Genomic DNA, 12,743 nt, shown 5'->3' on the forward strand with positions numbered 1-12,743 from the left:
GTGCCGTACACACCGACCCTGGCGCTGGTCGCGCTCGGACTGATCGTGCTGGCCGCGATCGCACTTCGAGTCATCCGATCCTTGCGTCGACTCGCCAGCGCCCGCACTCTGGTGAGGGACAGGGTCGGCGACAACGTGGGCCTGCTGAAGGCGCGGACGGCCGCGCTGAAGGTGGCGTTCGCGCAACGACGGCCTTCGGGATAGGCCTGCACCAGGGCAAACCCCGTGTACGATCTACGTCGCGGGGCAGACAGGAGGACCAGCAATGCCTAACCTCGGACCCACCGAGCTGATCATCATCGCTGTGGTGATCATCTTGCTGTTCGGTGCGAAGAAGCTTCCTGACATGGCCAGGTCGCTCGGCCGGTCGGCGAAGATCTTCAAGGCCGAGACCAAGGGCCTGCGCGACCCCGACGCCACGGACGACGCGCCCGTCGCGCAGCAGCCCGTGCAGCAGCTCCCGCCGGCCCAGCCGCAGGTCCAGCAGCCCGTTCAGCAGCCTGTTCAGCAGCAGCCGCAGGTCGCGCCGCCCATCGAGCAGACCGCGCAGAACAAGGCCACCAACAACTGACCTTCCGGTCGCAGACTTGTAAGGGACGGTTGGCGAGGTGGCAGGTCCGTTCCGGTGGTTCGCCGAGCGCCGGGAACGCGGCAAGCGCCGTAGGGGCAACCCCGACGGCACGATGTCGCTCAAAGAGCACCTGTACGAGCTGAGGTACCGCCTCGGCCTCGCGATGCTGGTGATCGCCATCGGTGCGATCTTCGGGTTCATCTGGTTCCAGGTGCGGCTCGGACCGATCCCGTCGCTGGGCGACATCCTGACGGGGCCGTACTGCCAGGCCGACCTGGCGCCGTACCGCGCCGACATCACCAAGGACGGCCGCTGCGCGCTGCTGCAGACCGAGCCGTTCGAGATCTTCCTGGTGCAGCTCCAGGTCGGCACGGCGGCGGGTGCGGTGCTGCTCAGCCCGCTGTGGCTGTACCAGATCTGGGCGTTCATCACGCCCGGCCTGTACGCGAAGGAACGCAACTTCGCGCGGGTGTTCGTGGGCATCGGCGCGTTGCTGTTCATCGCCGGCGCGGTGCTCGCCTACCTCGTGGTGCCCGAGGGCCTGAAGGTCCTGCTCGGCTTCGGCAGTGGCAACTGGACCACGGCGCTCACGGGTAGCAAGTACATCAACTTCGTGATCACCATGCTGTTCATCTTCGGCGTGAGCTTCCTGCTCCCGCTGGTCGTGGTGATGCTCAACCGCGCGGGCGTGGTGTCGTACGAGCGGCTGTCGAAGTGGCGGCGCGGCCTGATGATGGGCCTGTTCGTGTTCGCCGCGATCGCGACGCCCGGCACCGACCCGATCTCGATGGTCGTGCTGGCGATCGCGCTGGTGCTGCTGTTCGAGATGGCGATCCAGCTCGCGCGCATCCACGACAAGCGCAAGGCCAAGCTGCGCGCGGCCGAGGGCTGGGACGCGCTCAACGACAACGAGGCGGCGCCGTTCGACTACACGCCGTCCGACGACGACGGCAACACGCCTGGTGAGAAGGTCGAGCCCGCCGCTTCCGAACCCGCGAAGCGCGTGAACTACGACGACGCCACGTGACGCGGGCAGCCCTGCTGGTCTGCCCGGCGTCGGGCAAGGGTCGGGCGGCCCGCATGGCAGGGTCGACCGCCGCCGCGTTGCGCCCCCACGTCTCATCGCTGACGCAGCTGGTCGCGCACGACGCGGAGGGCACGCTGGCGATGGCGTGCGAGGCCGTCGCGTCCGGGGTGGACCTGCTGGTCGTGCTCGGTGGTGACGGTGCCGCTCACCTGGGCATTCAAGCGTGCGCGGGCACGTCGACGGCGCTGGGGATCGTGCCGGCGGGCACCGGCAACGACCTGGCCACCGCGATCGGGTCGGCCTCCGTCGACGACGTGGTGTTCGGGACCCGCAAGAAGCTGGATCTCGGCCGGTTGTCGACCGGGCAGTGGTTCGCGACGGTGCTGTGCGCGGGGTTCGACTCGGCGGTGAACGAGCGGGCGAACGCGATGCGCTGGCCCGCCGGTCCGCGCCGCTACGACCTGGCGATCCTGGCCGAGCTCGCGTCGCTGCGGTCGGCGCCGTTGCTCGTGACGACGGAGAGCGACACGTTCTCGCTGGACGCGACGCTGGTGGCGGTGGGGAACACGCCGAACTACGGCGGCGGGATCCCGGTCTGCCCCGCCGCGGACGCGTCGGACGGGCTGTTCGACGTGACGGTGGTGGAGCACGCCAGCCGGTCGATGCTCATGCGGATGCTGCCGACGTTGCGCACGGGCAGGCACACCGAGCATCCGTCCGTGCGCACGTTCCGCGCGCGTGAGGTGTCGTTGTCCGGTGGCAACGGCTGGATCGCTTACGCCGACGGCGAACGCCAGGAGGCGCTGCCCGTCTCCGTTCGCACGGTTCCAGGCGCTCTCACAGTTGTGGGCCGCTAAATTGTAGGGCTGTTCGTACCGCTTTCTGTTTCGGTGGGGATTCATGGAGACGCTGGAATTTCAGTCCGAGGCGCGTCAGCTGCTGCAGCTGATGATCCACTCGATCTACTCGAACAAGGACACGTTCCTGCGCGAGCTCGTGTCGAACGCCTCGGACGCGCTGGACAAGCTGCGGCTGGAGTCCTTCCGCGACAAGGACATGAAGGTCGACGTCGACGACCTCCACATCGTGATCGAGTCCGACCCGGCCGAGCGCACGCTGACCGTGCGCGACAACGGCATCGGCATGACGCGCGAGGACGTCGTGCGGCTCATCGGCACGATCGCGAAGTCGGGCACCGCGGAGTTCCTGCGCCAGCTCAAGGAACAGCAGTCGTCGTCGTCCGACCTGATCGGCCAGTTCGGCATCGGCTTCTACTCGTCGTTCATGGTGGCGGACAAGGTCACCCTCGTGACGAAGTACCCGCACGCCGAGAAGGGCGTGCGCTGGGAGTCGACCGGCGAGAGCACGTACACGATCGACGACGTCGACGACGCGCCGCAGGGCACCTCGGTCACGCTGCACCTCAAGCCGGCCGACGACGAGGACCGCCTGCCGGACTACACCGAGCCCGCGAAGATCCGCGAGATCGTCAAGCGCTACTCGGACTTCATCACCTGGCCCGTGCGCCTGGGCGGCGAGGAGATCAACTCCCGCAAGGCCCTGTGGGCACGCCCGGCCTCCGAGGTGACGGAGGAGGAGTACGCGGAGTTCTACCGCCACATCAGCCACGACTGGAACGCGCCGCTCGAGACCATCCGCATGCAGGCGGAGGGCACCTTCGAGTACCAGGCTCTGCTGTTCCTGCCGTCGCAGGCGCCGCTCGACCTGTTCATGCGCGACAGCAAGCGCGGCGTCCAGCTCTACGTGAAGCGCGTCTTCATCATGGACGACTGCGCCGAGCTGATGCCGGAGTACCTCCGCTTCGTGAAGGGCGTCGTCGACGCCGCCGACCTCTCGCTGAACGTGTCGCGCGAGATCCTGCAGCAGGACCGCCAGATCCAGCTGATGCGCCGCAGGCTGGTGAAGAAGGTCCTCTCGTCGATTAAGTCGCTGCAGTCCTCGCGCCCTGACGACTACGCCAAGCTGTGGCGCGAGGTCGGCGCGGCTCTGAAGGAGGGCCTGCTCTCCGACTTCGACAACCGCGACGCGATCCTGGAGATCTGCTCGTTCGCCTCGACGCACTCCGCGGACGAGCCGACCACCTTGGCTTCCTACGTCTCGCGGATGAAGGAAGGCCAGGAGCACATCTACTACATGACCGGCGACTCTCGGGTCGCGGTCGAGAAGTCGCCGCACCTGGAAGCGTTGCGCGCCAAGGGGTACGAGGTCCTGATCCTCACCGACCCGATCGACGAGATGTGGGTCGACGCCGTTCCCTCGTTCGACGGCAAGCCGTTCCAGTCGGTCGCCAAGGGACAGGTGGACCTGGAGACCGACGAGGAGAAGTCGGCGAACGAGGCCAAGGCGGCGGAGTTCGCGGACCTGCTCTCCTGGATGGGCTCCGCGCTGTCGGAGGACGTCAAGGAGGTTCGCCTCTCCTCGCGTCTGACGACCTCTCCGGCGTGCGTCGTCGGCGACTCGCACGACATCACTCCCACGCTGGAGAAGATGTACAAGGCGATGGGGCAGGAGCTGCCGAAGATCAAGCGGATCTTGGAGCTCAACCCGTCGCACCCGCTGGTGGAGGGGCTGCACAAGGCGTTTGCCGGTGGGGAGCGGGAGTCGCTCTCGGACACGGCTGAGCTGATCTACGGGCTGGCGTTGCTCGCCGAGGGTGGGGAGCTGGCTGACCCGTCTCGGTTCGTGAAGCTTGTCGCGGATCGGGTGCAGCGGACGTTCTGACCGTCGGGGGCCCGGTTCGCCTCTTGGTGGGCCGGGCTTTCGGCGTTCCAGGGTGGTTGTGCGGGCCTTGACGGGCCGGGCTATTCCATCGCCGGCGTCCGCGGGCACGATGGCACCGCCGGCTCACGCCATTACCGCTTGCCCGATGGTGCATTGCCCTTTACGCCTTGCTTCGCCGCGAAACACGGTTTGCTCGGGCTGTTCACCCGATTGTGTATGCCCTGATCTGTTGGCTTGTCGTGATCTTTCGGTAGGTCAGAACGCGTGAGCGACACCTGACTCCTCTCCACCGACGAGTTGCTGCGCGGCATCGTCGACGAGGTGACGGAATCCGGGTTCGCGAACATTCCGTGATGCAGAATCGCGGGCTTGGATCGGCGTGGTGCCGCGGCTGAGCTGGGTTACAAGGATTTGCTGCACGTGTTGCGGCACGCGGTGCGCGCTGTCGATCGAGCATGTCGCGGTGGTCGCCGAGGTCATGAAGCCCTGCCCGTCGAAGCCGAGGCGCCTGTTGTCGGCTTCGCTCGTGAGTATGAGCCCCGTGCGGTGCGGGCGTTCGGCAAAGAGCTGGCCTACCGGTTGTTCCAGAACATGACCGCGATGGTGAAGCCGAGCGGTAAAGGGCAATGCCACGCCGTCCAACCGGTAATTCCCGGAACCCGAGCGCCCTGCGTGCCCACGTACGCTGGCGATTGGGCTTGACTTTGGGTGCGAGGTGCCGATCGTGTTCGATCGGCCGGGCGCTTTACATGCCCGGCTTTTTCAGGCCGATGAGCGCCTCGCAAGGGCCCCGAGGTCAAGCCTCGATCGCTATCGTCGCGAAGCGGCGATGAAGTGACCTGGCTCGTCAAGGCCTGCGCAACCATGCTGGAACGCGACCCAACCGCATCGGCGAGCCCTCCGCTGGAACCGGAACGCACCAACGCAAACCGACCCGCCGCCAAGGCGAACCTGCAACGCCAACCCTCTCAATAACTTCAGTGTTTACTGAAGTTAATCTATCTCGGCGGCGATTGTCGGTGCGATGTGAAAGCCTGAAGAGGTGTCACGTGCTTCGCGGTCCCCGGCCGAGGCCTACGCCGACTCCCGGCGCAGCGCTCAGCGGCCCAAGCTGACCGACTTCGGCTCCGTCATCTCGTTCGAGCTGGACCCGTTCCAGCGCCAGGCCTGTGAGGCTCTGGAGGACGGTCACGGAGTGCTCGTCTGCGCCCCCACCGGTGCCGGCAAGACGGTGGTGGGGGAGTTCGCCGTGCACCTCGCGCTGAGCGAGGGCCGCAAGTGCTTTTACACCACGCCGATCAAGGCGCTGTCCAACCAGAAGTTCGCCGATCTCACCGCGCGCTACGGGGCGGAGAGCATCGGCCTGCTGACCGGTGACACGAGCGTCAACGGCGGGGCTCCGGTCGTGGTGATGACCACCGAGGTGCTGCGGAACATGCTGTACTCGGGTTCGTCCACTCTGGACGGACTCGCGTACGTCGTCATGGACGAGGTGCACTACCTCGCGGACAGGTTCCGCGGTCCCGTGTGGGAAGAGGTGATCCTGCACCTGCCGGAGCACGTGCAGGTCGTCGGTCTGTCCGCGACGGTCAGCAACGCCGAGGAGTTCGGCGAGTGGCTGGTCGAGGTGCGCGGTGACACGACGGTCGTCGTCGACGAGCACCGGCCCGTGCCGCTGTGGCAGCACATGATGGTGGGCAACCAGATGCTCGACCTGTTCGAGGGCGACGAGACGCACGCGCGGATCAACGCCCAGGTGCTGCGCAAGACCGAGGAGCTGACTCGGTACCACGTGCCGTTCAGCCGCGGGCGCAACCGCAACGGGGGAGGCAGGCCGCCGCGCAACACCGGGTACAAGCCGCCGTCGCGCATCGACATGATCCAGCGGCTCGACGCGGCCGGGCTGCTGCCGGCGATCGTGTTCGTGTTCAGCCGGGCCGGGTGTGACGCGGCTGTGGCTCAGACGGCGCGCGCCGGGCTGCGGCTCAACACGCCGGACGAGACCGAGCAGGTTCGCCTGATCATCGACGAGAAGACGCGGGACCTGCCAGAGGCCGACCTCATGGTGCTCGGGTACTGGGAGTGGCGTGAGGCGCTGGAGCGCGGCATCGCGTCGCACCACGCCGGATTGCTGCCCGCGTTCAAGGAGACGGTCGAGGAGCTGTTCGTCCGCGGGCTGGTCAAGGTCGTGTTCGCGACCGAGACGCTCGCGCTCGGCATCAACATGCCCGCGCGGACCGTGGTGCTCGAGAAGCTCGTCAAGTACAACGGCGAGGCGCACGTCGACCTCACGCCGGGCGAGTACACGCAGCTCACCGGGCGTGCGGGGCGTCGTGGCATCGACATCGAGGGGCACGCGGTCGTCGTCTGGCAGCCCGGGATCGACCCCAAGGCGGTCGGCGGGCTCGCGTCCACGCGCACGTACCCGCTGCGGTCGAGCTTCCGGCCTGGCTACAACATGGCCGTGAACCTCGTGCACCAGCTGGGCGCGTCGGCGGCGCGCGAGATCCTGGAGCAGTCGTTCGCGCAGTTCCAGGCGGACAGGTCTGTCGTCGGGCTGGCGCGCCGGATCGACCGCAACAAGGACGCGCTCGCGGGCTACGCCGAGTCGATGACGTGCCACCTCGGCGACTTCGCGGAGTACGCGTCGCTGCGCCGCCGGGTCGCGGACCGCGAGAAGCAGCTCGCCAAGCAGAACACCAACGCGCGCCGCATCGAAACGGCCAAGTCGCTGGAGCGGCTGCGCAAGGGCGACGTGATCGCGGTGCCGTCCGGGCGCAGGTCCGGGCTCGCCGTCGTCATCGACCCCGGCCTCGAGCCGCTGGGTGAGGCGCGGCCGCTGGTCGTCACCGAGGACCGCTGGTCGGGCCGGCTCACGTCGGCGGACTTCCCGTCGCCGGTCGAGGTGCTGGGCCACATCCGGCTGCCGCGGCAGGTGGACGTGCGTTCGCCCAAGTCGCGGCGCGACCTCGCGTCGTCGATCCGCAACACCGGCATCGCGGTGCCGGCGCGTGGCCGCAAGAAGACCACGGCGGACGACGACCCCGAGCTCGCGACGCTGCGCCGGGCCCTGCGCTCGCACCCGTGCCACGGCTGTGACCAGCGCGAAGACCACGCGCGCTGGGGTGAGCGCTACCACCGGCTGCTGGCCGAGACCGAGCAGCTGGAGCGCAAGGTCGCGGCGACCACGCACTCGCTGGCACGCCAGTTCGACCGCATCCGCGCGTTGCTGCGCGAGCGGGGCTACCTCAGCGAGAACGACGAGGTGACCCAGGACGGCATGCGTCTGACCAGGCTCTACAGCGAGTCGGACCTGCTCGCCGCCGAGTGCCTGCGCAACGGCGTGTGGAAGGGCCTCAAGCCGGAGGAACTCGCGGCCGTCGTGTCGTCGCTGGTCTACGAGGCGCGCCGGGACGGTCCGGTCGAGGCGCGGCTGCCGCAGGGGCCGGTGTCGGACGCCATGCTCACGACGGTGCGGCTGTGGGCGGAGATCGAGGACGACGAGCGCCGCCACAAGCTGGAGCGCATCACCCGGCAGCCCGATCCCGGGTTCGCGTGGCCGGTGTTCCGGTGGGCGCGCGGCGAGTCGCTGGAGAAGGTGCTGAGCGCCGCCGAAGCGGGCGGCAACGAGCTCGGCGCGGGCGACTTCGTCCGTTGGTGCCGTCAGGTGATCGACCTTTTGGACCAGATCCGTGATGTGGTCGGCCGAGCGGATCCGGTCGGCGCCGCCGCGGCGAAGGCTGTCGACGCGCTGCGGCGCGGTGTTGTGGCGATGATGTGACCCGGAGATTGACGCAGGCCTGACAAAGGTTTTGCGAGTCGGAGTGAAGACTGACGTCAACGGTGTGGTTGGATCGCGCCGCAACGTCGTACACACGGAGGTCGACAGATGAGCAGCCCGTACGGACCGTCCGGAGGGAACGATCCGCAGCAGCCCTGGGGCCAGCAGCAGCCGCAGCAGCCCTATGGTGGCGGTTTCCCTCCCGGCACACCGTCCGGCGGCTTCCCGGCTCAGAACCCTTACGGCCCGCCGCAGCCCCAGCCGGGCCAGCAGCAGCCGTACCCCGGTTTCGATCCGTCGCAGCAGCAGACGCAGCAGTACGGCGTGCCCCCGCAGCCCCAGTCGAACCCGTACGGCACGCCCGTGCAGCCGGACCCCTACGGCCAGCAGACCCAGCAGTACCCGGGCCAGCCCAACCCGTACGGGCAGCAGCCGGGCTTCGGCCCGCCGGTTCCGCCGAAGAAGAAGTCCAGCGCGGCCATCTGGGTCGCCGCCGTCATCGTCGTGCTGCTCGTGGGTGGCGTGCTGTTCTGGGGCTTCGTCTCGCCGGCCGGCTTCAAGAAGAAGATCTTCGACAACACCGCCGTGCAGACCGGCATCGTCCAGATCCTGAAGGACGAGTACAAGATCTCCGACGTCGGCAGCGCCACCTGCACCGGTGAGAACGAGGTCAAGCCCAACACCTCGTTCGAGTGCAAGGTCCAGGTCGGCGGCAAGGACAAGAAGGTCAAGATCGTCGTCAAGACCGAGGACGGCGAGTACGAGGTGGGCCAGCCCACCGGCTGATCTCCGCAGCGGCACCACTGAACTCCGTTGACCTCCCCCAAGGACTTCCTGACCTTGGGGGAGGTGCCGTTTCCGGGCGAGCGGAAACTGAGGTGCGCGCGCGGCCGGGCGTGAGCCACCATCGCGGACGTGACCGACATCCGCGTGCTCAGCGACGAAGCGCAGTTCCGGGCCCACGCGACGGTGTTCCGGCGGGCGATGCACTGGGGGCCTCCCTCGGACGACGACTGGAAGGTCGTCCAGCCCTCCTACGAGCCTGATCGCGTGCTCGCGGCCTTCGACCGGGAGGAGATGATCGGCACGACCCAGTCGTACGCCTCCTCTCTAGTGGTGCCCGGTGGCGCCGTCGTGCCGCACGCCGCAGTCTCACGCGTGGGCGTGCGTGCCGACTACACGCGCCGTGGCGTGCTGACCGCCCTGATGCGCGAGCAACTCTCGTCGTTGCCGGACCCGGTGGCCACGCTGCGCGCCTCCGAGGGCCGCATCTACGGCCGTTTCGGCTACGGCCTGGCCGGGCGGTGGCGGACCGTCGAGGTCGACGCCAAGCGTGCGGTGATCCCGGGCGAGATGACAGGCCGCGTGCGGATGCTCGACCAGGACACCGCCGACAAGCTCCTGCCGGAACTGCACGAGGCCCTCGGGCTGTCGCGGCCGGGTCAGATCAGCCGATGGCCTGGCTGGTGGGCGCGGGCACGCGATCGCAAGAGCGTAGCGGAGAACTCGGTCACCGTCGTCCACAGTGGACCGGATGGTGACGACGGTTTCCTGACGTACAAGGTGACCGAGGAGAAGGACTTCAAGCACCGGATGTCCATTGCGGACTTCGAGTGGGCGAACGACGACGCCTGGCGCGACCTGTGGATCTACGTGACGCGACTGGACCTGGTCGACCAGATCGAGGACGACGTGTCGCTCGACGACCCGGTGACGTGGCTGTTCGAGGACCCGCGCGTCGTGCGCACCAAGGACGTGTTCGACGAGATCTGGTTGCGCCTGGTCGACGTGCCCCGCATGCTCCAGGCCCGCACCTACGGAGCCGCCGAGCCGGTCGTGATCGGGGTGCGGGACAGGCTGCTGCCGGCCAACGACGGCTGCTATCGGGTGTCGCCGGACGGTGCCGAGCGCGTCGAGGAGCAGGCCGACCTCACGATCCCGGTCGACCTGCTCGGCGCCGTGTATCTCGGCGACACCACGTTCTCGCAGCTCGCGGCCGCCAAACGGATCTCGGGTACCCGTCTCAGGGACGCCGACGCGTTGTTCGCGGTGGACAGGAAGCCGTACTGCGGGACGTTCTTCTAGGCGCGGCGCTCCATCGCGTTGACCAGGCGCGGCACCGAGCTGCCCAGCCCCCAGCGCTGCGTGAGCTCACGCAGCCGCTCCGGGTCCGCGGGCACGCGCGGCACCGCGTCGTCGCGGTCCAGGACCACGGGGGCGTCCAGCGCGGTGCGCACGACGGTGGGTGCGGCGGCCAGGTAGTCCTCGGCCGCGATCAGGGCGTTGCGGGCCTTGGTGGTGAGCTTGCGGTCCATCGGGTCGGTGACGGCCTTGAGCAACGCCTCCAGCGAGCCGAACTCGGTGATGAGCTTGGCCGCGGTCTTCTCGCCGATACCCGCCACGCCCGGCAGGCCGTCGGAGGGGTCGCCGCGCAGCACGGCCATGTCGGCGTAGGCGGAGCCGGCGTTCTCGACCGGCACCGAGTACTTCGCCGCCAGTTCCTCGGGGCCCAGGACCTCGGCCTTGTTCCAGCCGCGGCCCACGTAGACGACGCGCACTGGGGTGGGCTCGAAGCGGACGACCTGGAACATGTCGCGGTCGCCCGTGACCACCTCGACGGGCGACACGGTTTCGCGGTGGGCGAGTGCGCCGATGACGTCGTCGGCCTCGTAGCCCGCCGCCTCGCCGGTGCAGATGCCCGCGGCGTCGAGGACGTCGAGGATGATCGGGATCTGCGGGGTCAGGGTGTCCGGGACCTCTTCGGAACCGTCGTCCGCGTTCTCGGCGACACGGTGCGCCTTGTAGGACGGCAGGGCCTTCACGCGGAACTCGGGGCGCCAGTCGGCGTCCAGGCACGCGACCAGGCGGCCGGCGCCGCGGTCGGTGATGACGCGGGCGATCGTGTCGACGAACCCGCGCACGGCGTTCACCGGCGTGCCGTCGGGCGCGGTCATCGAGTCCGGCAGCGCGTAGTACGACCGGAAGTAGAGGCTCGCGGAGTCGAGCAGCACCAGGGGAGAGCTCACGAGTGGACAAGCTACTAGGCTTTCGACCATGGCAACGATCACCGGGCCCATCGACGTGTCCGCGCTGCGTGCGCGGCTTGACCGCGCCTCCGCAGCCGCCGAGCAGGCGGGCGTCGACGCCCTGCTCATCTCTCCCGGCTCGGACCTGCGGTACCTGATCGGTGCCGGTGGCGACTCCTTCGAGCGCCTCACCTGCCTCGCGCTGCCCGTGGGCGGCACGCCGACGCTGGTCGTGCCGAAGCTGGAGCAGCCCGGTTACGCGGGCATCCCGACCGACGAGCTGGGCGTCCAGGTCGTCACGTGGGTCGACGGCGAGGACCCGTACGCGCTGGTCAAGGCCGCGATCAAGGGCACGAGGACCGCCGTGGCGGACATGATGCCCGCGCTGCACACCATCAAGCTCGGCCAGGCGATCGGCGGCGCGCAGACCCTCGCCGGGCCCATCATCCGCGAGCTGCGGATGCGCAAGGACGCGAGTGAGATCGCCGCCCTGCGCAAGGCCGGTCAAGCGATCGACCGCGTGCACGCGCGCATGGGTGAGTTCCTGCGTGTCGGTCGCACGGAGAAGGACGTCGCCAAGGACATCGCCGCCGCGATCGTCGAGGAAGGCCACACCTTCGCCGACTTCGTCATCGTCGGCTCCGGGCCCAACGGCGCCTCGCCGCACCACCGCGACTCCGAGCGCGTGATCGAGGCGGGCGACGTCGTCGTCATCGACATCGGTGGCCCGGTCGCCGAGGGCTACAACTCCGACTCGACCCGCAACTACGTGATGGGCGAGCCGAAGCACGACGACGTCCGGGACACCTACGCCGTCCTGCAGGCCGCGCAGCAGGCCGCCGTCGAGGCGGTGAAGCCGGGCGTGACCTGCGAGGAGATCGACGCCGTCGCCCGCGGGATCATCGCCGACGCGGGCTTCGGCGAGTACTTCGTGCACCGCACCGGGCACGGCATCGGCCTCGACGTGCACGAGGAGCCCTACATCGTCAGCGGCAACTCGCTGCCGCTGGAGGCGGGCATGTCGTTCAGCGTCGAGCCCGGCATCTACCTGCCCGGCCGCTGGGGTGCTCGCATCGAGGACATCGTCGTCGCCACCGAGAACGGCGTCGAGTCCTTCAACAACCGACCTCACGAGCTGGTGGTGCTTTGACCCTCGAGCAGATCGACAGAGCGATCCTGAAGGAACTCGCCTCGGACGGCCGGTGCAGCTTCACCGACCTGGCCGAGCGGGTCGGCCTGTCGGTGTCGGCCGTCCACCAGCGCGTGAAGCGGCTGGAGCAGCGCGGCATCGTGAAGGGCTACGCCGCCCGCCTGGACGGCACCGAGATCGGCCTGCCGATGTCGGCGTTCATCTCGCTCTTCCCGATCAACCCCTCCGAGCCGGACGACTACCCGAAGCGCCTCGAGCACCTTCCGGAGATCGAGGCCTGCTACTCGGTGGCGGGTGACGCCTCGTACGTGCTGCGCGTGCGGGTCGCGTCGCCGGTGGCTCTGGAGGAGCTGCTGCAGAAGATCCGGGAGTCGGCGAACGTGTCGACCCGCACGACCGTGGTCCTGTCGACGCCGTACGAGGACCGGCCGCCGGCGGTCTGAGCT

General features: G+C 68.7%; 12 protein-coding genes. 10 read left to right on the forward strand and 2 right to left on the reverse strand.

Annotated features, from left to right (window positions below; genetic code table 11):
• The 5 genes from C8D87_RS32550 (at position 1) to htpG (ending at position 4,340) form a co-directional block, all read left to right on the forward strand.
• Positions 1-204 (forward strand): bacteriophage holin, encoded by a 204-nt coding sequence (locus C8D87_RS32550; protein WP_112229651.1) that lies wholly within the window; start codon positions 1-3, stop codon positions 202-204.
• A 61-nt stretch (positions 205-265) separates the two neighbouring features.
• Complete coding sequence (gene tatA, locus C8D87_RS32555; RefSeq protein WP_112229547.1) at positions 266-571, forward strand: Sec-independent protein translocase subunit TatA; 306 nt, start codon at positions 266-268, stop codon at positions 569-571.
• A 112-nt stretch (positions 572-683) separates the two neighbouring features.
• Positions 684-1,598 carry a twin-arginine translocase subunit TatC gene (gene tatC, locus C8D87_RS32560; protein ID WP_112229652.1) on the forward strand — a complete coding sequence of 305 codons (915 nt, stop codon included), beginning with the start codon at positions 684-686 and terminating at the stop codon, positions 1,596-1,598.
• Positions 1,595-2,455 (forward strand): diacylglycerol kinase family protein, encoded by an 861-nt coding sequence (locus tag C8D87_RS32565; protein WP_112229548.1) that lies wholly within the window; start codon positions 1,595-1,597, stop codon positions 2,453-2,455. The genes tatC and C8D87_RS32565 overlap by 4 nt, the downstream gene beginning before the upstream one ends.
• A 43-nt stretch (positions 2,456-2,498) precedes the next feature.
• Positions 2,499-4,340: a molecular chaperone HtpG gene (gene htpG / locus C8D87_RS32570; RefSeq protein WP_112229549.1), complete on the forward strand. Its 1,842-nt coding sequence runs from the start codon at positions 2,499-2,501 to the stop codon at positions 4,338-4,340.
• Between the two features lie 255 nt (positions 4,341-4,595).
• Here the strand turns inward: htpG and C8D87_RS32575 are convergent, their stop codons facing one another.
• On the reverse strand, positions 4,596-4,982 hold the full coding sequence (locus C8D87_RS32575) for a hypothetical protein (protein WP_112229550.1): 387 nt from the start codon (positions 4,980-4,982) through the stop codon (positions 4,596-4,598).
• Positions 4,983-5,382: 400 nt separating this feature from the next.
• Between C8D87_RS32575 and C8D87_RS32580 the strand changes: the two genes are divergently transcribed.
• The 3 genes from C8D87_RS32580 to C8D87_RS32590 all read left to right on the forward strand — a co-directional run bounded on the left by C8D87_RS32580 (position 5,383) and on the right by C8D87_RS32590 (position 10,206).
• Positions 5,383-8,121: a DEAD/DEAH box helicase gene (locus tag C8D87_RS32580; RefSeq protein ID WP_112229551.1), complete on the forward strand. Its 2,739-nt coding sequence runs from the start codon at positions 5,383-5,385 to the stop codon at positions 8,119-8,121.
• Between the two features lie 108 nt (positions 8,122-8,229).
• Positions 8,230-8,907, forward strand: coding sequence for a DUF4333 domain-containing protein (locus C8D87_RS32585; RefSeq protein WP_109640205.1), 678 nt, complete (start codon positions 8,230-8,232; stop codon positions 8,905-8,907).
• 129 nt (positions 8,908-9,036) lie between these two features.
• Positions 9,037-10,206, forward strand: coding sequence for a GNAT family N-acetyltransferase (locus C8D87_RS32590; RefSeq protein WP_170166660.1), 1,170 nt, complete (start codon positions 9,037-9,039; stop codon positions 10,204-10,206).
• Here C8D87_RS32590 and C8D87_RS32595 read toward each other — a convergent pair.
• The gene (locus C8D87_RS32595) at positions 10,203-11,147 is read right to left on the reverse strand and encodes a 5'-3' exonuclease (protein ID WP_109640202.1); all 945 of its coding nucleotides are present in this window, start codon (positions 11,145-11,147) and stop codon (positions 10,203-10,205) included. The genes C8D87_RS32590 and C8D87_RS32595 overlap by 4 nt on opposite strands.
• 28 nt (positions 11,148-11,175) lie before the next feature.
• Between C8D87_RS32595 and C8D87_RS32600 the strand changes: the two genes are divergently transcribed.
• Both C8D87_RS32600 and C8D87_RS32605 read left to right on the forward strand, forming a co-directional pair.
• Positions 11,176-12,297, forward strand: coding sequence for a M24 family metallopeptidase (locus C8D87_RS32600; RefSeq protein WP_112229553.1), 1,122 nt, complete (start codon positions 11,176-11,178; stop codon positions 12,295-12,297).
• Entirely contained in the window at positions 12,294-12,740 is a 447-nt protein-coding gene (locus tag C8D87_RS32605; RefSeq protein ID WP_109640200.1) for an Lrp/AsnC family transcriptional regulator, read from the forward strand. Before C8D87_RS32600 ends, C8D87_RS32605 begins: the two co-directional genes overlap by 4 nt.
• Positions 12,741-12,743 lie beyond the last annotated feature (3 nt).

The organism is Lentzea atacamensis, assembly GCF_003269295.1.
Taxonomy (GTDB): domain Bacteria; phylum Actinomycetota; class Actinomycetes; order Mycobacteriales; family Pseudonocardiaceae; genus Lentzea; species Lentzea atacamensis.

What these genes read in the sequence shown, in the direction of transcription:
- tatA (WP_112229547.1), top strand. Translation starts at nt 266, where the DNA reads ATGCCTAACCTCGGACCCACCGAGCTGATCATCATCGCTGTGGTGATC.
- tatC (WP_112229652.1), top strand. Translation starts at nt 684, where the DNA reads ATGTCGCTCAAAGAGCACCTGTACGAGCTGAGGTACCGCCTCGGCCTC.
- htpG (WP_112229549.1), top strand. Translation starts at nt 2,499, where the DNA reads ATGGAGACGCTGGAATTTCAGTCCGAGGCGCGTCAGCTGCTGCAGCTG.
- C8D87_RS32585 (WP_109640205.1), top strand. Translation starts at nt 8,230, where the DNA reads ATGAGCAGCCCGTACGGACCGTCCGGAGGGAACGATCCGCAGCAGCCC.
- C8D87_RS32600 (WP_112229553.1), top strand. Translation starts at nt 11,176, where the DNA reads ATGGCAACGATCACCGGGCCCATCGACGTGTCCGCGCTGCGTGCGCGG.